At 66.4% G+C, this 16,118-nt stretch carries 22 protein-coding genes and 1 pseudogene; 9 read left to right on the top strand and 14 right to left on the bottom strand.

Annotation, left to right across the window (positions count from 1 at the left end; all coding sequences use genetic code 11):
- Positions 1–80 precede the first annotated feature (80 nt).
- A complete protein-coding gene (locus GNX96_RS01635; protein WP_163566745.1) occupies positions 81–632 on the top strand; it encodes a DUF5134 domain-containing protein in 552 nt (183 codons plus the stop codon).
- On the opposite strand, the gene GNX96_RS47915 is transcribed toward GNX96_RS01635, so the two are convergent.
- The 5 genes from GNX96_RS47915 to GNX96_RS47910 form a co-directional block, all read right to left on the bottom strand.
- On the bottom strand, positions 593–1,495 hold the full coding sequence (locus tag GNX96_RS47915) for a hypothetical protein (RefSeq protein WP_279579071.1): 903 nt from the start codon (positions 1,493–1,495) through the stop codon (positions 593–595). The two genes, GNX96_RS01635 and GNX96_RS47915, sit on opposite strands and share 40 nt — an antisense overlap.
- A gap of 146 nt (positions 1,496–1,641) precedes the next feature.
- The gene (locus GNX96_RS01625; protein WP_163566744.1) at positions 1,642–1,929 is read right to left on the bottom strand and encodes a porin family protein; all 288 of its coding nucleotides are present in this window, start codon (positions 1,927–1,929) and stop codon (positions 1,642–1,644) included.
- 44 nt (positions 1,930–1,973) lie between these two features.
- Positions 1,974–2,534 (bottom strand): LamG domain-containing protein, encoded by a 561-nt coding sequence (locus GNX96_RS01620; protein ID WP_163566743.1) that lies wholly within the window; start codon positions 2,532–2,534, stop codon positions 1,974–1,976.
- A 144-nt stretch (positions 2,535–2,678) separates the two neighbouring features.
- On the bottom strand, positions 2,679–3,317 hold the full coding sequence (locus GNX96_RS01615; RefSeq protein ID WP_163566742.1) for a hypothetical protein: 639 nt from the start codon (positions 3,315–3,317) through the stop codon (positions 2,679–2,681).
- The gene (locus tag GNX96_RS47910) at positions 3,310–4,239 is read right to left on the bottom strand and encodes a DUF2334 domain-containing protein (RefSeq protein ID WP_279579070.1); all 930 of its coding nucleotides are present in this window, start codon (positions 4,237–4,239) and stop codon (positions 3,310–3,312) included. The genes GNX96_RS01615 and GNX96_RS47910 overlap by 8 nt, the downstream gene beginning before the upstream one ends.
- Positions 4,240–4,403: 164 nt before the next feature.
- Between GNX96_RS47910 and GNX96_RS47905 the strand changes: the two genes are divergently transcribed.
- Positions 4,404–4,712 carry a hypothetical protein gene (locus GNX96_RS47905; protein ID WP_279579069.1) on the top strand — a complete coding sequence of 103 codons (309 nt, stop codon included), beginning with the start codon at positions 4,404–4,406 and terminating at the stop codon, positions 4,710–4,712.
- Between the two features lie 549 nt (positions 4,713–5,261).
- On the opposite strand, the gene GNX96_RS47900 is transcribed toward GNX96_RS47905, so the two are convergent.
- A complete protein-coding gene (locus tag GNX96_RS47900; protein ID WP_279579068.1) occupies positions 5,262–5,474 on the bottom strand; it encodes a hypothetical protein in 213 nt (70 codons plus the stop codon).
- Positions 5,464–6,246 (bottom strand): non-hydrolyzing UDP-N-acetylglucosamine 2-epimerase, encoded by a 783-nt coding sequence (gene wecB, locus GNX96_RS01605; protein WP_279579067.1) that lies wholly within the window; start codon positions 6,244–6,246, stop codon positions 5,464–5,466. Before wecB ends, GNX96_RS47900 begins: the two co-directional genes overlap by 11 nt.
- Before the next feature lie 144 nt (positions 6,247–6,390).
- Here wecB and GNX96_RS47895 point away from each other — a divergent pair, with 144 nt between their 5' ends.
- The 6 genes from GNX96_RS47895 to GNX96_RS47885 all read left to right on the top strand — a co-directional run bounded on the left by GNX96_RS47895 (position 6,391) and on the right by GNX96_RS47885 (position 10,201).
- Positions 6,391–6,519 carry a hypothetical protein gene (locus GNX96_RS47895; protein WP_279579066.1) on the top strand — a complete coding sequence of 43 codons (129 nt, stop codon included), beginning with the start codon at positions 6,391–6,393 and terminating at the stop codon, positions 6,517–6,519.
- A 373-nt stretch (positions 6,520–6,892) separates the two neighbouring features.
- Positions 6,893–7,075 (top strand): hypothetical protein, encoded by a 183-nt coding sequence (locus GNX96_RS01600; RefSeq protein WP_163566741.1) that lies wholly within the window; start codon positions 6,893–6,895, stop codon positions 7,073–7,075.
- Positions 7,068–8,405 carry a glycosyltransferase family 2 protein gene (locus GNX96_RS01595; RefSeq protein ID WP_279579065.1) on the top strand — a complete coding sequence of 446 codons (1,338 nt, stop codon included), beginning with the start codon at positions 7,068–7,070 and terminating at the stop codon, positions 8,403–8,405. Before GNX96_RS01600 ends, GNX96_RS01595 begins: the two co-directional genes overlap by 8 nt.
- Positions 8,381–8,755 carry a hypothetical protein gene (locus GNX96_RS47890; protein WP_279579064.1) on the top strand — a complete coding sequence of 125 codons (375 nt, stop codon included), beginning with the start codon at positions 8,381–8,383 and terminating at the stop codon, positions 8,753–8,755. The genes GNX96_RS01595 and GNX96_RS47890 overlap by 25 nt, the downstream gene beginning before the upstream one ends.
- Positions 8,661–9,938, top strand: a complete 1,278-nt coding sequence (gene glmS, locus GNX96_RS01590) for a glutamine--fructose-6-phosphate transaminase (isomerizing) (protein ID WP_279579180.1) — start codon at positions 8,661–8,663, stop codon at positions 9,936–9,938. Before GNX96_RS47890 ends, glmS begins: the two co-directional genes overlap by 95 nt.
- The gene (locus GNX96_RS47885; protein WP_279579063.1) at positions 9,920–10,201 is read left to right on the top strand and encodes a hypothetical protein; all 282 of its coding nucleotides are present in this window, start codon (positions 9,920–9,922) and stop codon (positions 10,199–10,201) included. The genes glmS and GNX96_RS47885 overlap by 19 nt, the downstream gene beginning before the upstream one ends.
- A 5-nt stretch (positions 10,202–10,206) precedes the next feature.
- Here the strand turns inward: GNX96_RS47885 and GNX96_RS01585 are convergent.
- From GNX96_RS01585 to GNX96_RS01560, 7 genes and pseudogenes are all read right to left on the bottom strand, one after another.
- Positions 10,207–10,869: pseudogene (locus tag GNX96_RS01585) on the bottom strand (response regulator).
- Complete coding sequence (locus GNX96_RS47880) at positions 10,866–11,198, bottom strand: sensor histidine kinase (protein ID WP_279579062.1); 333 nt, start codon at positions 11,196–11,198, stop codon at positions 10,866–10,868. The pseudogene GNX96_RS01585 and the gene GNX96_RS47880 overlap by 4 nt, the downstream one beginning before the upstream one ends.
- Complete coding sequence (locus GNX96_RS01580; protein WP_279579061.1) at positions 11,144–12,493, bottom strand: GAF domain-containing protein; 1,350 nt, start codon at positions 12,491–12,493, stop codon at positions 11,144–11,146. Before GNX96_RS01580 ends, GNX96_RS47880 begins: the two co-directional genes overlap by 55 nt.
- 113 nt (positions 12,494–12,606) lie before the next feature.
- A complete protein-coding gene (locus tag GNX96_RS01575) occupies positions 12,607–12,786 on the bottom strand; it encodes a hypothetical protein (RefSeq protein WP_163566740.1) in 180 nt (59 codons plus the stop codon).
- 9 nt (positions 12,787–12,795) lie between these two features.
- Entirely contained in the window at positions 12,796–13,644 is an 849-nt protein-coding gene (locus GNX96_RS01570) for a universal stress protein (protein ID WP_163566739.1), read from the bottom strand.
- Positions 13,645–13,773: 129 nt separating this feature from the next.
- Positions 13,774–14,736 carry an MFS transporter gene (locus GNX96_RS01565; RefSeq protein WP_163566738.1) on the bottom strand — a complete coding sequence of 321 codons (963 nt, stop codon included), beginning with the start codon at positions 14,734–14,736 and terminating at the stop codon, positions 13,774–13,776.
- Positions 14,730–15,425 carry an MFS transporter gene (locus GNX96_RS01560; protein ID WP_163566737.1) on the bottom strand — a complete coding sequence of 232 codons (696 nt, stop codon included), beginning with the start codon at positions 15,423–15,425 and terminating at the stop codon, positions 14,730–14,732. Before GNX96_RS01560 ends, GNX96_RS01565 begins: the two co-directional genes overlap by 7 nt.
- Before the next feature lie 94 nt (positions 15,426–15,519).
- On the opposite strand from GNX96_RS01560, the gene GNX96_RS01555 reads away from it, so the two are divergent.
- Positions 15,520–16,020, top strand: a complete 501-nt coding sequence (locus GNX96_RS01555; RefSeq protein WP_163566736.1) for an Lrp/AsnC family transcriptional regulator — start codon at positions 15,520–15,522, stop codon at positions 16,018–16,020.
- Positions 16,021–16,118 lie beyond the last annotated feature (98 nt).

Here is a 16,118-nt window from a genome sequence, read left to right as displayed (position 1 = left end):
TGTCTTGGTGACGGATGACCAAGTTTGGCGGATGATGTCCTCATCACCCCCCCAACAGACCGCGAAGGGCCGCGCTCTTGATGTGGTTGTGGACGATCGTGTTGCTGGGCGTCGCGGGGCACTGCGTCGCCCGGCTGGTGGTCGCCCAACGGGCTCATTGCGCCGTTGACCGTACGCACAACGCCATCGAAGCTGCGATGAGTGCCGGCATGGCGGCGATGGTGTCGCCGATCGGCGGCCCGATCCCGCGGGCCGGTTGGGAAGCCGCTTTCGCGGTGGCAGTCGGATGGGCCGCCTTTTCCGCCGGCCGGTCGCACTCCCGGCGGGCGTGGATGTGGCTGCGGCAGGCAGTCGCCGGTGGCGGGATGCTCTACATGCTCACGACGACCGAGATGCCGATGTCCGGCACGGACATGATGCAGATGTCCTCCGCGATGGTTCCGGCGGTTACCTGGACGCTGGTGGCATATTTCGGCGCCGTCGCGCTGTGGTCGCGCTGCTGCCGGCCACCGGCGTACGAGTCGGCATCGGCGGCCTCGCCGTCGCCGACGGGCCGCCGATCCGAACCGCACCGCTCGGCCCGCGGGCCGTCTCACTCTGCGAGGCCGCGATGGCCGCCGCCATGGTCGTGATGCTTCTTTCCATGCACTAGCGTCCTGCGTCTGAGGTTCGCCGCACTAGCAGTTCGGCGCGACCTGGCCGTCGGATCCGGTGTAGATGTACGTGTCGGAGACGTAGCCGACCGGGGGGACGTGATCTTGTCCCACAGGGTGCTGGTGCCGTACGTACCAGTCACCGAGGTGCCACTGGTCTGGCAGGTGATCGTCACGGTGGAGCCGTTGGCGACGCTGCCGACGACCGAGTCCGTGGTGTGTGGGCCGGAGCGTACGTTCAGCGCGGAGCCGCCGGTGCTGACCGTGCCGGTGGTGCCGCCGCTGCCGCCGCCGCTGGTCCACAGGTACGTGACGGTGACGTAGCCGTTGTCATTCATGCCGACGTTATAGAAGGTGCCGTCCGCGAGATCGATGCCGGCGGGATTGCTGACGTGCCGGCCGAATTCATCTTTTCCACCGTTGTAGCCGTTGAGGTAGGCGGCCTGCGCCTCAGGCGTGCCTTGGGCGACATCCTTGAATTCCTGCCGGGTGCTGCCCGGATTCCAGTAGTCGTCCTTGGTGTTCCACGGGCCGATGTCCCACACCGGCGCGGTTTCGCACCGCGTCGGTCCACAAACCTGCACCGAATACTGGGTGCTGCCCTTCGGCGAAAGATTGCGTCCGGATGGCAACGCCACAAAATGGTCGCTGGACACAATCACGTGACCATTGGCGGTCGTGCCACCGACAAGGCCTTCGCGAGTCGCGTAAACCCGATAGCTGAGAGCGGCGGCCGGCGCGGCAACCTTGCGGACGCCGATCGACTTCGCCGTCACGTCCAGGCCGGAAACCGCAGGGCTGGCGCCAGAATCGTTGCCCCACAAGGTGATCCGCAGCTGCACCTGGGTGGCTGGCCGGTCCCAGCGTCGCCGCGGTGCCGGACGCCTGCTGCCAGGAGGACCACTGCTGGCCTTGTGTTGTCGTACGGACGTCCACCGTGGCCGCCCCGCCGGCCGGCACTTTTCCGGTCACCTGCACGGCAATCTGGTCAACCGGAGCGGCCAGCGTGCGGGGCGCGAGAATCTCCATGCCGTACGGCCGCTGGCCTCCGGTCGCCGCTGGGCGTACTGCCCGATTGGCGATCGTCAGCCCGTCCCGTCCGGCTGGTCAGGTTCACCTGCCCAGCCACCGTGGCGGACAGGTTTTCGTGCCAGGCTCCCGCGCTGGGACCTGGCACCGGCGCGGCCTGCGCCGGCATCGCGACAGCGAGTGCGACCGCGACCGTGCTCGCGCTGAGCAGGAAGATTCGCCTCTTCCGGGGCCTTGGTTTGTCCATGCGACGGAGTATGGGACCGACACATACAAACCAAATATATTGCGCTAATGCACTGTCACCTCGTCGAACTGGACGACCGCGTCCTCGGTGTAGAACCCGATCCGCCCACTGCGGTAGAAACCGCCCTTGGCGCCGTCATCCACCGCGGTGCCCAGCAACCGCGTTCCATCGTAGGCAGACAACTGGTCGCCGGAGATCTTGATCCGCGCCGTGTACCACTGGCCCAGCGGAAAGGTCCCGGCGCCAGTGGCCAGAAACTGTTGCCGGAAACCACATTGGCCGTCCGAATACGTCTTGCCCAGTTCCCAGCCACTGACCTGCTTCAAGAGCAGGTAGTAGAAAACCTTGTTTCCACAGTGGTCCAGGTGGTAGTCGACCAGCAGCCACCCCACCTCCCAGGGATTGGGTTGGCTTTTCACCTGCCGGAGCGTACGCACCTGCACCGCCGAGTCGGAATGTCCGAAAACCCCGTCCGACAGCGCCAACGCCGAATGCGTGGCGGAATTGCTGGTGAACGGCGGCGCGAGCTGCAACACCCGGCCGTGCCCGGGTGCGGTGCGGTGGCGATCTGGCCGGTGCCACCGCCGTTCCAGGCGTCCACCCACACGGGCCGATCCGGCCGCCGTCCACATAGGACGACAGCGGCAACTGGTCCCAGCTTTCCTGGAAGGGCAGCTGCGCTCCAGCCGCCGGCACCACAGCCAGCAGCAGTAACCAGGCCAGGCCTGCTGCCCACCGGCCCCAGCAGGTCATTTGCCGGCGCCGGTGCGTACGTCCGCATCCACCAGCGTCGTGTAGATCGGCGCGGAGGTGAAGTCGGGTCCGGTTTCCTCGCCGAGATAGAGGTCGACATGACGTTTGCCGCCCAGGCCCGGCGTGAAAGCGTCCAAGATCTTCCAGCGCGCCAAGGAAAGCCGCCGGCAGATGGTTGCCGGCACGGTCGTACCATCCTCCTGCCGACCGCAGCCAGCCAGCCTTATCGGGGTGCCATCCGGAAAACCATCCGCGGCCGCGGTGACGAACGGCCGCAACGGCCGGCCGTGGGTGTCCCGTGCGGCGGTGTCCAGCCAGTATCCGGATCCGGACGACCAGTTGAGATAGCGGCCGGCGTGCGGACCGGTGGTAATCCGGCCGGCTCCTTCGTCCTGGACCGCCTGCACGAAATCGGCCGGATAAGAGCCAAGATCATCGTGCCCGTTGTCGCATTCCAGCTTCGGGCAGCCGGTCACCTGCCGTGGATCGTCCTGGTGCAACGACTCCACGGCCGTGTAGTAGGTGGTGACTTTCCAGCCACCGGAGGACTCCTGGCCGTCCCGCTGGCATCCATGCACGGCGGCCGCCGTCATCGCGACGACGGCACACCCGGCGATCCACCGGCGATCAAGCATTCCCAGCCCCCGTCATCGACGAACGGTCGCCGGACGTGGCCCCCTCGGCCACGCCCGGCGACACGTGTGGGTCACCCGGCAAGAACAGTAGCCGGTGAGACGAACTGGTAGCCCATGCCCTTGATACCGGGCACGATTTGCTGCAGGTAACTGGTGCCCAAATACGGGTGGTAGAAGAAAAACTCTGCACACCGTCAGTGACCACGCTCATGCCCGCCGCGCTGGCCAGGATGTCGGCCGGCAGCCGCGCCGGGTGATTGTTCAACGGCACCGGCTCGATGTTGCCCAGGTCCTCGGGAATGACCGTCGAGCCGTAGATGTCCTTCACCAGGTACGGGAAATACTGCCCATAGATCTTGGTGTAGTCGGGCGTACCGGTGCCGCAGGCGCCGTTCGGACAGTAGCCGCCGAAATAGAGTCCGCGGTCGTAGCGCTTTCCGAATGTCTGCTGGAAAGCCTGGTAGTCCGCCGCCGAGGCGGCGTAGTGCGGCGGTTCGAAGATCGTCGGCTGGCTCAGCCCGGCGAGCAGGAAGTTCAGCTTCGCGGACGTGATCCGGCCCTGCGCCCAGGAAGCCGAGTCACCAGCGACCGGACCGTCATAGACGACGTTGTTGGACGCGTCGATGTGCGAGCGGTAGAACTCGAAGTCGTCCGCGCTCACCGCGTCGTACGGATTGGCCACGTTCGAATACTGATGGGTATAGCCGTGCATGATGATCGTGCCGCCCTTGGACTGCATGTACCGCAGCGCCGAAATCAGCGCCGGCACCTGCAGGAGCGACTTGTTCACGGCTTTTCCGTTGTTGTAGTAACCGTTCGGGTCCTTGTACTGCGGAATGACCGCGACGCTGAAAGGCACACCTTGCGCGAACAGGTAGTCCGCGACCTGCCGCAGCTGGGCGGGATCGTCGTCCGCGCTCACGTCCTCGATCCCGTACCAACGCGCGTTTGCGGCTGACCTGCGCCGGGTTCGCGATCTGGCCCACCAGGTCGGCGGCGGCGAAATACCGGTCCGTCGAACCGACGTAGCTGAACGGTATCTCCCCGATATAGGTCAGATTCCCGCCCCGGATCGCCCACGGCAAGGTGCTGCCGTCGGTCCGGGTCGCGGTCGCGAGGACAGTCGCCTTGGTGGGGTCCAGCACCGTGGTGGCCAGCAGCCCCGACGGCGCGGCGAGGGGATCCCGTTGCAGGGCAACGCCTTTGTACGTGACGATGGGTGTGGTGGCGAAGTCGAACTGCTGCCAGTTCCAGCCGTACTGCGTGCCGAAGTCGGCGGCCCGCGCGGTCAACTGCCAGATGTTGTCGTTCATCCACAACACCGGCCGGCTACCGCTGAGCACGTCGTCCAGGAATGCCAACGGCACCGGCTCGTCGTACGTCGAGCCGATGTAGATGACACCGGTGTAGGCGGCCATCTGGCCGGCCGTGTATTTGCTGACCGGCTGCATCACGTACGGGCTGCCATGGGAAACCAGGTTCGCGGCGTTGACCGCGTACGCCTCCCCCAGCCAGCCCCACTGTCCGGTGCTGTCATAAAGAATCAGTGTCTTCTGCGTCGTACTGGCGCCAGGGGCCGCGCCGCCGGACGTGGTGGCCGCGGTCGCCGCCGCAGTGGCCACCTGAGCCTTCCCAGCGCCGAAAGCGGCCGGATGAACGGCCAGCCGCGGCTGGTTCGACCGCTTGGGGATGGGATTTGCAGTGGCCGGCTTTACCGCAGCTGGGCGGGGTGGGGCCGGCAGTGACTGGGTGGTCTCCTGGCCGGACGGCGCCGCCGGCGTTGTTTTCCGGTCGGCGGTCGCCGACGCGTTGGCTCCGGTCAGCGTGGTCACCATCAGCGCGACCGCGCTCATCGCGACGATGCCGATCGCTACCCTACCCGGTGTTTCCGGACGATGCCTTTCATCTCTGCTTCTCTCCGTGAGTTGCGTCGGCCCGATGGATTCAGGCCACTGCCTGCGCGTCCATCGCGACGCCACCATCGAGGCCCTGTCCGGCCGCCGTGTCTTTTCCTGTGAGGGACGTGAAATCCGCCGGCCGTTCGGCCTGTAGGCCAATCAGCCAGCCGAGCGCCTGTTCGGTACGTTCGGCGGCGAGCCCGTCGCCGAACGGGTTCCCGACCGCGGCCATCGACTGCCGGGCCGTTTCATCGGTCAACAGCCGATGCGCCTGCGCGACGATCAGCGGCCGGTCCGTACCCACCAACCGCGCACACCCCCGCGTCGACCGCTTCCATGCGCTCGGTCACGTCCCGTAGAACCAGCACCGGCACCCCGAAACTCGGAGCCTCCTCCTGAATTCCGCCGGAGTCCGACAAAACCAGGGTGGCCACCGACAGCACCCGGGCAAGATCTGAATAACTCAATGGCTCGGTCACGGTGATCCGGTCGAGCTGGCCGAGAATCTCCTGAACCTGCCCGAAAACCGCCGGATTCGGATGCGCCGGCAACACCACCTCGATATCGGGATGGGTCAGCACGATCTCCGCCACCGCACGCAGCACCCGTTCCATCGGCTCGCCCCACGACTCGCGCCGGTGCACGGTGACGAGCACCAGCCGGCGACGGCCGGCACGCACTTCCGCATCGACCGCGGCCAACCGGCTGTCCTGATAGGGGCGGCATTTACCGGCGACCTCCAGGACCGCATCGACAACCGTGTTTCCGACGGTCAACACGCGTTCGCTGGCAATTCCCTCCGCAGCCAGGTTCGCGGCCGCCACCGCTGTCGGCGTTAAATGCAGCGCCGCCACCTGACCGACCAGCTTGCGATTTGCCTCTTCGGGAAAGGGCGAGGTGAGATCGTACGAACGCAGGCCCGCTTCCAGGTGAACGACCGGAATTCGCCGCCAGAACGCCCCCAATGCACCGGCCAAGGTAGTGGTGGTGTCCCCTTGAACCACCACCGCGGCCGGCTGTCGGGTTTCCACAAACCGTCCAGCTCCGACATCAACTGGCCGCACAACTCGGCCTGGGTCCCCGATTGGCGGTTGACCGAAAGGGTGTGGTCCGGAATGAGATCGAATGCCTCAAGTGCTTGGGGCACCATGGTCGGATGTTGCCCGGAAGCGACCATGACTGGTCGCATTCGTCCGGTTCGGCGGATCGCCGCGGCGACCGGCGCCAGCTTGATCGACTCGGGCCTGGTGCCGGCCACCAGGAAAATCTCCGGCAGCCCAGCGGTGTTGCCCCCAACACTGTGAATCTGCACTTTCGCTTGCACGAATAAACTCCATTCCGGGCAGCATTCGGCGAACGGCCGCTGTCGACCTGATGTCTTTGTCGCCTTCGCTCTGCCTGGAGAGGAAATCTCCTCCGTGCAAGCGCTACCAGCCCCCGGCGCACAGCCTCACAGTCGGGAGCTCATTCGAACAGTGGCCGATCCGGCGAGCCCGGTAGGACCAACGGCTCTATTTGACTAGTCCTGTTTCCAAGACGTGACATCGAAGCTATGGTTCCCCGCGGGGGGCTACTCGCCGCTGCCCTGAAAACGGCCGGATATCCGCCTTTCGGTCAGCCGCTCAGGAAAAAGTGCCGCACAGCCAAACAAAAGTACGAGACCAACGGAGATTCGTCATGTCTTTCTGCCGCACTGGGAATGTCTCGGTGGCCGCCGGCATCATCGGCATCTCGTACTTCGGCGAAAGCGCACTGGGCGTGCTCGGAGAACTGCTTCTGGTGTTGGCGATGTTGCTGTTCGCGCGCCGGGTTTGGTTCCAGCTGGTGGCAATACGCCGAGAGGGGGCACATCGTGCGTGACAGCACGAACTGGGCGAGCTTGATGCTCGTCCTACTGCTGTTGTGGCCGTGTTACAACCTCGTCCTCGCGATATTTACCTGGTGGCGGCCGCGGCCGGCGGCGATTTCCGACCACAACGGCAATTCCGTCCCTTTCTGGATCGTCGTTCCGGCCCTGAACGAAGAGCGTGTGGTGGCCGCCACAGTACGAGCCGCGCTCGCTCTCGAGGAACCGAGAACACCAGTCCGGGTGCTCGTCGTGGACGACGGTTCAGACGACCGGACACCGGAAGTTCTTGCCACCATTGACGATCCACGCCTTTATGTCCTTCGGCGTGAACCACCAAATGCCCGTAAGGGCAAAGGTGAAGCGCTGAATGCGGCCTACACATTTATCCGCGACACCGCGCGCCGCGAGGGCATCTTCGACCGTCTCATTGTCGGAGTTATCGACGGCGACGGTCGCGGGGTGTCCGGCATGCTCGGCGAGGTGGCCAGCTATTTCGCGGATCCCGCGGTCGGCGGTGTTCAGTCCCGCGTACGCATTCACAACCGAGATCGACTGCTGGCATTCCTGCAAGATCTCGAATTCAGCTGTATAGCGAACGCTTCGCAAATTCTCCGGGACAGCGTGGGCAGCGCGGAATTGGGCGGCAACGGCCAGTTCGTCCGGTTACGCAGTCTCGCCACCCTCGGCGACGCGCCCTGGTCCTCGTGCCTGGTCGAGGATCTGGAGTTGGGTTTGCGCATGCATTTGGCCGGCCACCGGATTCGGTACGCCAGCAAGGCGACCATCACCCAACAGGGCCTGGTCGACGTCAGCCGAATGGTCCGCCAGCGGGCCCGTTGGGCCCAGGGGAACCTGCAGTGTTTGCGTTACGTACCAAAACTAATCGGCACTCCCACAGTGTCGTCGCTGGCACTGCTGGAATTTCTTTACTATCTGTTGGCGCCGTGGCTGATCGCGCCGGTGTCGCTGTTGGTGCTCGGCCTTGCCGCACTGACCGCCGCGGGCCTGGCCACCGGCTATGACTTCGACGGTTTCGTGGCGACTGGCCCTTCCGGGCCGCTGTCGATCGCGATCTGGTTGGCCGCGCTGATTTTCCCAGGCGTGGTCTGGGGTCTGGTACATCGGATCCAGAACGCCGACGAGCCGCTCGGTCGGACCCTGCTGGTGGGCCTCGCCTATGGTTTCCTGGTGATCGGGATCGCGGCCACCTGGCGGGCTCTGGGCCGGCACCTCACCGGACGCAACTCGTGGGCCAAGACCGAGCGGCTGGTCGAAGAAGACGACAAAGACGTTGGCAACGAAGGGAACGCGGTCTCATGTGCGGAATCGTCGGTTACGTAGGTTATCGCGCGGCCGCCCCCGTCCTGCTGGACGGGCTGCAGCGGCTGGAATACCGCGGATATGACTCGGCCGGAGTCGCGCTGGTGGAAAATCAGCGCCTCGAAGTGCACCGCACGGCCGGCCGCGTCGTGCAATTACGCCGACTGATGCCCACCGATCCACCGGCCACCGTCGGCATCGCGCACACCCGCTGGGGGCACCCACGGCGCGCCCACCGACGCGAACGCCCATCCGCACACCGACAACAGCGGCCGGATCGCGGTTGTCCACAATGGAGTGTTGGACAACGCCACCGACCTGCGGGCCCGGCTGGTACGCGCCGGCGTACGGCTGATGTCCGAGACCGATAGCGAGGTGCTGGCGCACCTTGTCGCCCTCAGCTCGGCTGACACCCTCGAAAGTGCCGTCCGGGAGGCTCTGCGGCAGGTCCAGGGCACTTTTGGGTTGCTGGTGCTCGATGCCCAGCGGCCCGGCGAGATCGTCGCCGCCCGGCGCGGCAGTCCGGTGGTGCTGGGCATCGGTGACCGGGAAATGATCGTCGCGTCCGACACCGCCGCACTGGTGCGCTACACCCAGCGGGTGGTCTATCTCGACGACGACGAAATCGCGGTCGTACGAGCCGACGAGTTTCGCACCGGCACCCTGGACGACCGGCGTACCACCAAAATGCCGACCGTCATCGAAGCGCCCGAAGAGGATTACGAACTCGGCGAGCACTCCGACTTCATGCACAAGGAAATGCACGAACAGGTCGAAGCGGTGGACCGGTGCACCCGAGGTCGGCTGGACGACGCGGCGGCGACCGCCCGGTTGGACGGCCTGCGGCTGGAACCACGGGACTGTCGCAAGATCCAGCGCGTCACCTTCGTCGGCTGCGGTTCCGCTTACTATGCCGGCCAAATCGGCGCGAACCTGGTGGAGGAGCTGGCCCGCATTCCGGCCGACGCCGAGCCAGCCTCGGAATTTCGTTACCGGAACCCGATTGTCGACCCCGACACGCTTTACGTAGCGGTCAGCCAATCCGGCGAAACGCATGACACGCTCGCCGCTGTCCGCGAGCTACAGCGCAAAGGCGCCACCGTGGTCGGTGCGGTCAACAATGCCAGCAGCAGCATCGCCCGGGCCTGCGGCGCCGGGGTTTTCCTGCACGCGGGGCCGGAGGTCTCGGTAGCGGCCACCAAGTCCTTCACCACGATGGTGGTCGCCTTCGCTTTGATGGGCTTGAAGCTGGGCCGGGTCCGGGACCTGCCGGCGGCCCGCGCGGAACGCCTGATCGGCGCGTTGCGCCAACTCCCGGGTCAGATCGAGACAGTTTTGAAGCAGGAGGACCACATCACCGCGATCGTCCGGCGCTATCGGGACGCCCGCCACCTATTCTATGTCGGCCGAGTACGCGGCTGGCCAGTGGCCCGGGAGGGCGCCCAGAAACTCAAGGAAATCTCGTACCTGCATGCCGAGGCCTATCAGGCCGGCGAGCTCAAGCACGGCCCGCTCGCACTGATTACCCCCCGCAAATGCCCACCGTCGCGGTGATTCCGGATGACGACCTGCTCCCCCGCAACATCTCCACTGTCGAGGAGATCAAGGCCCGCGGCGGCCCGGTCATCGCGGTGACCTCAGCCGACCTACCAGCCGGGCTTTGCGACGAGGTCATCCGGGTGCCATCCGGCGAACCACAGCTCGACCCGCTGCTGTCCTCGGTGGCCCTGCAGGTGTTCGCGTGGGCGTGGGCCAAAGAACTCGGCCGGGAAGTCGACCGGCCGCGCAACCTCGCCAAGAGCGTGACCGTCGAATAGCAGATTTACCCCCAGGCGTCGCCGTTTTTTCGGGTGGTGACGCCGGCCGCGTAGACGGCCGCCTCCGTACGCCTCGCGAAACCCAGTTTGTGCAACAGCGAGGAAACGTAGTTTTTCACGGTCTTCTCGGCAAGATGCAGGCTCGCGCCGATCTGCCGGTTGCTCAGTCCGTCCGCGATCAGGTCCAGCACCCGGCGCTCCTGCGGGCTCAGCAGGTCATAGCGCGGATCCGCCGGGCCATCCTCGCCGCGCAGCATCCGCAGCACCGACGTGGTCAGGTGCGAGTCCAGCAGCGAGCCGCCGGCCCGCGACCGTACGCACCGCGGAAACCAGGTCGTTTCCGGAAACCTTCTTCAGGATGTAGCCAGCCGCTCCCGCCATGATCGCGCCGAAAAGCGCGTCATCGTCGGAAAAGGACGTAAGCATCAAACAGGCTGGCGGTGGCGTGACACTGCTGCGGATCTCCCGGCAGACGCTGATGCCCTCGCCGTCCGGCAGCCGTACGTCCAAAATCGCGACATCTGGTCTCACCGCCGGCACCCGGGCAGTGCCTCGGCCGCGGTGCCCGCCTCGCCGGTCACCCGCAAATCCGGCTCGGCTTCCAACACCATCCGCAGGCCGGTGCGTACGACGTCGTGATCGTCCAGCAGGAACACCGAAATCGTCATGAATTCCGCCCTCGGGTGGCCAGTGCCGGTGTGGTGCTGGGAATCGCCGCGGTCCAGACCACCCGGGTGCCGCCGGCCGGCACCTGGGTCGCGGAGAAGTCCCCGCCGTGCCTCGCGGCGCGATCAGCCAGGTTGGCGAGGCCGCTGCTGCGGTGCCGCTGCTCGGGAATTCCCACCCCGTTGTCGTCGACGACCATAGTCAGGTGCTGCCCGGCGCGGTCCACCGACACCTCCACCAGCACGGCGGTGGCGCCGGCGTGCCGCGCGATGTTGGTCAGCGCCTCCCGCAGCGCGGCGATGAGGTCGGCACGTACGTCCGCGAGCACCACCGAGTCGACCGGGCCGTCGAAATCCAGTCGCGGCTCGAAGCCGAGCACGCGGCGGCCGCCTCCAGAGCCAGCCGCAGCAGCTCGGACCGCAGGCTGTCCGGCCGGCGTACCGATTCCTGCAACGAGAAGATACTGGCCCGCAGGTCGTCCATGGTCCGATCGATGTCGCGGACGAAACCGGTCATCCGGGCGGCCACCTCCGGGCGCATGATGAGTTTGCTGATCCCTTCCAGCCCGAGCCCGATCGCGAACAGCCGCTGGATCACCAAGTCGTGCAGGTCGCGGGCGATCCGGTCACGGTCCTCCAGCACGGCGAGCCGGCGCCGGTCGTCCTCGGCGCGGGCGAACTCAACCGCGAGCGCGGCGTCGTTGGCGAACATCTCGGCGAGGTCCGCTTCCCGCTCGGTGAACGGCTGCTGACCGCTGAACCGGGCGACGGTGAGGACACCGATCGGCTCGTCGCCGGCCACCAGCGGAATGCAGACGGCCGAGTCAAGGTCGGTGACCGCCGTAGGCAGGCGCGCACGGGCCGCCGCTTCCTTGGCGACGACGTGGCCGCCATAACCACGTACGAGAACCCGCCGGCCGGTGGTGAACGCCAGCCCCGTCGAGCTGCCCTCGATCGGCACGGTGATGCCCAGCACCGGCACGCCCAGATCGACACCCAGATCGACGATCTCGAAGATCAGCTCGGTGCGGGCGGCATTCGGCCGGGTGATCGCCGCGGCCGGTGCACCGGCCACCTTCCGGGCCCGCTCGGCGATCAACCGCATCGCCATCGACGGGCCCTTGCCGGCCAACATGGCCGTGGTCACCAGATGGGACGCCTCCAGCCACTGCTCACGACGATCGAGGTCGGCGCGCCGGAGCGCGCACTGGATGGCCGAGCCGGCCGCCGTCGCGAACATCCCCATCATGGCCTGATCAGCCGAGGTGAACGCGGTGCCGTCGGTTTTCGCGGCCAGGTAAAGATTTCCGAAGACACTGTCGCCGGTGGTGACCGGCACGACCAGCGGGGATTCCAACAGCGGATGGGCCGGCGGGAACCCTGCAATGGTGGGATGGTCCAACGTGTTTCCGAGCTCGGCCTCGAAGGTGCCCATCCGGTAGTCCGCACCGGAATGAATGAACTCGGCGAGACTCCCGTCCGGGGCCAGCACGCCCAAGCCGCCAAACCGCGCGGACACCAGCGCCCGCGCGCTGTCGACCACTTTCCTTAACAGGTCTGGAAGGTCATCCTCGCCCACCACGCCCGCGACGGCGTCCACCAGATGGTGCACGCTGGGCTCGCTCATGAGACACCGCCCCTGATCACCGGTCCCGCGAAGATGTCAGTCTGGCAGGCGGAACGAACCTGTGCAGCAGGTAGTGGCGACTTGGTGACCGTGGGACGTGAATGTCCAGCTAATCAGGCACCTCGGCGGTGCCGGCGAGATGCCGCCGAGGCCGACGTTTTCCCAACATTCTCCTGGCGATCCGGGGTTTGCGCGATCGTACGGTCAAATCTGCGGGCGCCGTCCAGATATGTCCAGACCAATGCCAGCACGGCGAAGAGGCCGGCGGCCACCATGAGAGCGATCCAGAACATCCTATCTCCTCAACGCATATCCTTCTGAAGAGCGCCATTTTTGGTACGACTCCTGACCAGAACGGTCGGGCAGCGCGCGAAGTCGACGGACGTACGAGTCGCCGCTCCTGGTGTCAGCAGGCCGAGATCGTCCTCCCGGTGACACCCCAGCACGAGCAGCCGGGCACTGCGTGTCCAGTCGATCAAGGCCCGGCTGGTGTGATCCCCGACAATATGGCGGCACACCCGGATATCCGGATATTGGCGCCAGCAAGCCCGCAGTCTCGCGGTGGTTTCGTGGTTCTCACCGGCTTCGACCGCCACCAGCGGCGCTTTTGTTCGCAGCGCGGACTGAAAGCCGAACTCCAGCACGTCTTCGGTGACACCGGGCGGAAAGTCGTCGTCCAGCCCGATCACCACCGGCGCGTCCGACGGGCGCCGCCAGTCCGCCTTGGTCCGCACCACCACCGCTGGGCACGTCGTACAACCCATCAGCGCGAGCCCGGTGGACGCAAACTGTGAACCGCCCAGCCGATCTCTGTCCGGCTGGCCGACAACCACCAGGGACGGCGTCCCGATCGCGGCCTCGAGGTGGCGGATCGCCGACCCCTCCGGCAGCACCGTCGAGACTCGTACACTCGGCGCCACGGCCAGCGCGTACGCCTGCGCGTTCGCCAGCAAATGCCGCGCGGCCCGGGCGATATGCCGGTCGCTATGCGGATTCGTCGACAATGCCGCGCTGGCCAGCTCCGGCGGCGCGTTGCGGACCAGCCGCAGCTCCGCCCCGCGGCTGACCGCCTCGGTCGCACCCCAGCCGACCGCCGCCAACTGATGGGCGGCCGAGTCCACCCCGACCACCACCGGGTTACGGTCCGCCACCACATCCCCCTCCCACCGATCCTTTGACCGTACGGAAGAGAAATCCCTGGCAGCAGGGTGCAAACGCCTGTTCCAGGAGGGCCTTTGGGCACTGCGTACACGGCACTTTCGGTCGCGTACGATCAGCCGTTATTTGCGGAAGGAGTCCACCTCGGCGAGCCGCCAGCCATGCGGGGCGGGGCAGGCATCGAGCAGGTAACGCAGCCGCTCCCGGGCCTCATCCTCGTCGCGGGACACCCAGAGAGGCCCAGGTCGTCGTGATCCACACTGTCGTCCTGGTCCGCCTGGTGTGTCGCGCTGAGCAACACGCCCCAGCGACCGGAGTCCTCGACCAGCCGCAGCCATCGGGAATCCGGTTCTTCCAGAGCGTTCCACCACACCTCTACGACACGCACAGCATCCATCATCACCGGGCGCAAGTCCCTGTCGCTTCACCGGAACAGCCGGAGACCTGCGCCGTTCGGGCGCCCGGATAGCACCAGACATCCAGGCCCCCGACCATTCGGTCACCGCGTTACAGCCTATTCGGTTTTTTGTTTGCTGGCCGCGATCTTGAGAGGTCTTGATGGTACGGACCATTTGCGGTTGAAACAACAGCAGAAATGCCGCCGGAACAATCAACAACGCGGCGGCCAGTGGCGAAAGCAACACATATCCGCCGGCCGCGAGCACTCCGGTGGAGCCCAGGGTGGCGATCGCCGCGGCGCCCCACGAAATGGCCTCGACCAGGCCTTCCACCCGGGCCTGGTCCGCTTGGACCCGGCCTCGGACCAGCAGGCCGCTGCCGCCGACAAATGCCAGATTCCACCCGTATCCCAGCAGGAACAACGAAATCGGCAGCCCAGGCCAGCCCTCGACGGTGCTGGTGACCACCAAGAGCGCGGACGCGGCAAGGGTCACCAGGCTGGCCGCGATCACCCGTGCGCCACCAAAACGGTCCGTCAGCCACCCCGAAAGCGGTGCCAGCGCGAACATCCCGAAGGTGTGCACGCTCAAAACCATGCCCACCAAACCCAAACCATCGCCATGCATGTGCATGTCCAGCGGCGCCGCGGTCATGATCGCCACCATCACCACCTGGGCCGTCAGCATGCTCGCTCGCCATCGCGACCTTCACGTGCGGCTGGCCCAGCAACCGATGGATGGGCGTACCAGTGCCGAAAAGTGTCACCGTCGGCACCGGTGGCGGCCGGTACGCCACTACCAGCGCGGCCGCTACCGCGCCGGCGGTCGCGAGCACCGCCAGCACGAAGGCGCCGGCCAGCGGCGGCCACCCGGCACCGCCCACCAGCCGCGCCAACGGTGCCAGCAACAGCGGGCCGCCGACCGCCCCCGATCGCACCGGCCCACACGATCGCGCCCAACACGAACCCGCGACGCTCTGGTGCGTACCACTCGGCGGCCGCATACCGCGACAGCAGCGCGCCGGCGTTCGCCATCCCGAGCAGGAACATCCCGACCAGCAAGGCGATCGGTGCCGGCCAGCACACGCCGACCAGGGCCAACACCGCTCCGAGCACGCCAGCCGCGTACCCGGCGAGCAAGCTGGTACGCCGGCCGCGCCGCGCGGTCACCGCCGTCAGCGCGATCGCGCCCACCGCCGTACAGCGACCGCGGCGGCGCTCGGCGCGCCACCCCAGCCGGCGCCGGCCACCGTCGCGAAAGACCAGGGTGCCGGCCGCGCTGGTGGTCGACATCGCGGCATTTATCAGCACGACACCGGCGAACAACGCGGCGAAGGTCCGTCGCCGCGGCCCAGCCGTACGTCCGGGAATTTTCATGTTCTCAGACTAAAAAGGCACAGGCTTTCTCAAGAAGGGCTAGCGAAAGGCGTTAGCGCTATTCTGGTTATCGATCGGAAGGAGTTTGGCCCGGATGACCTTGCAGCCGAACCGACCGCTGGACGACGTGGACTGGCACATCCTGCGTGAGCTGCAGGAGGACGGCCGACTGTCGTACAACCAGCTCGCCCGCCGGGTGAACTTGTCCTCGCCCGCGGTCGCCGAACGGGTCCGCCGACTGGAGGAAACCGGCGTGATCACCGGATACCAGGCCCGGCTCGATCCGGCCAGGGCCGGCGTCCCGCTGGCCGCTTTCATCCAGATCCGCTGCACACACGGCCGGTGTCTGCTCAAAACCGGTAAGGCCGCAGATTTCCCGGAAATCGTGGAAATCCACAAGCTCAGTGGCGACGCCTGCGCGATGCTGAAAGTGCGCGCCGCGTCATTGCGACATTTCGAGGGATTTCAAGAACAACTCGGCGAGCACGGCGAACTGCGTACGTACATCGTGCTGTCCACTCAATACGAGCGCCACACCCTCGACCAGCCGGCCGCCGACGCTCGCCCGGTGACCGAGCCGGAGGGATGGGGGTGAGGGATGCCGCAGCTGGCCACCTCGGCTGCGCCGTAGGACGTCGAGCGTTGGGCATGACCTCAGACTTGCTTGAGGTTGAAGACTGAAGCCTCAACGAG

This window comes from Fodinicola feengrottensis, from assembly GCF_010993775.1.
GTDB classification, from domain to species: domain Bacteria; phylum Actinomycetota; class Actinomycetes; order Mycobacteriales; family HKI-0501; genus Fodinicola; species Fodinicola feengrottensis.
Note: the sequence above shows the minus strand (reverse complement) of the source record. Positions and strands in the feature narration are given on the sequence as shown.

Excerpts from the sequence above, each read along its gene's own strand:
- GNX96_RS01635 (WP_163566745.1), top strand. The coding sequence starts at position 81 with ATGTGGTTGTGGACGATCGTGTTGCTGGGCGTCGCGGGGCACTGCGTC.
- GNX96_RS01625 (WP_163566744.1), bottom strand. The coding sequence starts at position 1,929 with ATGGACAAACCAAGGCCCCGGAAGAGGCGAATCTTCCTGCTCAGCGCG.
- GNX96_RS01615 (WP_163566742.1), bottom strand. The coding sequence starts at position 3,317 with ATGCTTGATCGCCGGTGGATCGCCGGGTGTGCCGTCGTCGCGATGACG.
- GNX96_RS47895 (WP_279579066.1), top strand. The coding sequence starts at position 6,391 with ATGACTGGTCGCATTCGTCCGGTTCGGCGGATCGCCGCGGCGACCGGC.
- GNX96_RS01600 (WP_163566741.1), top strand. The coding sequence starts at position 6,893 with ATGTCTTTCTGCCGCACTGGGAATGTCTCGGTGGCCGCCGGCATCATC.
- GNX96_RS47890 (WP_279579064.1), top strand. The coding sequence starts at position 8,381 with ATGTGCGGAATCGTCGGTTACGTAGGTTATCGCGCGGCCGCCCCCGTC.
- GNX96_RS47885 (WP_279579063.1), top strand. The coding sequence starts at position 9,920 with ATGCCCACCGTCGCGGTGATTCCGGATGACGACCTGCTCCCCCGCAAC.
- GNX96_RS01580 (WP_279579061.1), bottom strand. The coding sequence starts at position 12,493 with ATGAGCGAGCCCAGCGTGCACCATCTGGTGGACGCCGTCGCGGGCGTG.
- GNX96_RS01575 (WP_163566740.1), bottom strand. The coding sequence starts at position 12,786 with ATGTTCTGGATCGCTCTCATGGTGGCCGCCGGCCTCTTCGCCGTGCTG.
- GNX96_RS01565 (WP_163566738.1), bottom strand. The coding sequence starts at position 14,736 with ATGCTGACGGCCCAGGTGGTGATGGTGGCGATCATGACCGCGGCGCCG.
- GNX96_RS01560 (WP_163566737.1), bottom strand. The coding sequence starts at position 15,425 with ATGAAAATTCCCGGACGTACGGCTGGGCCGCGGCGACGGACCTTCGCC.
- GNX96_RS01555 (WP_163566736.1), top strand. The coding sequence starts at position 15,520 with ATGACCTTGCAGCCGAACCGACCGCTGGACGACGTGGACTGGCACATC.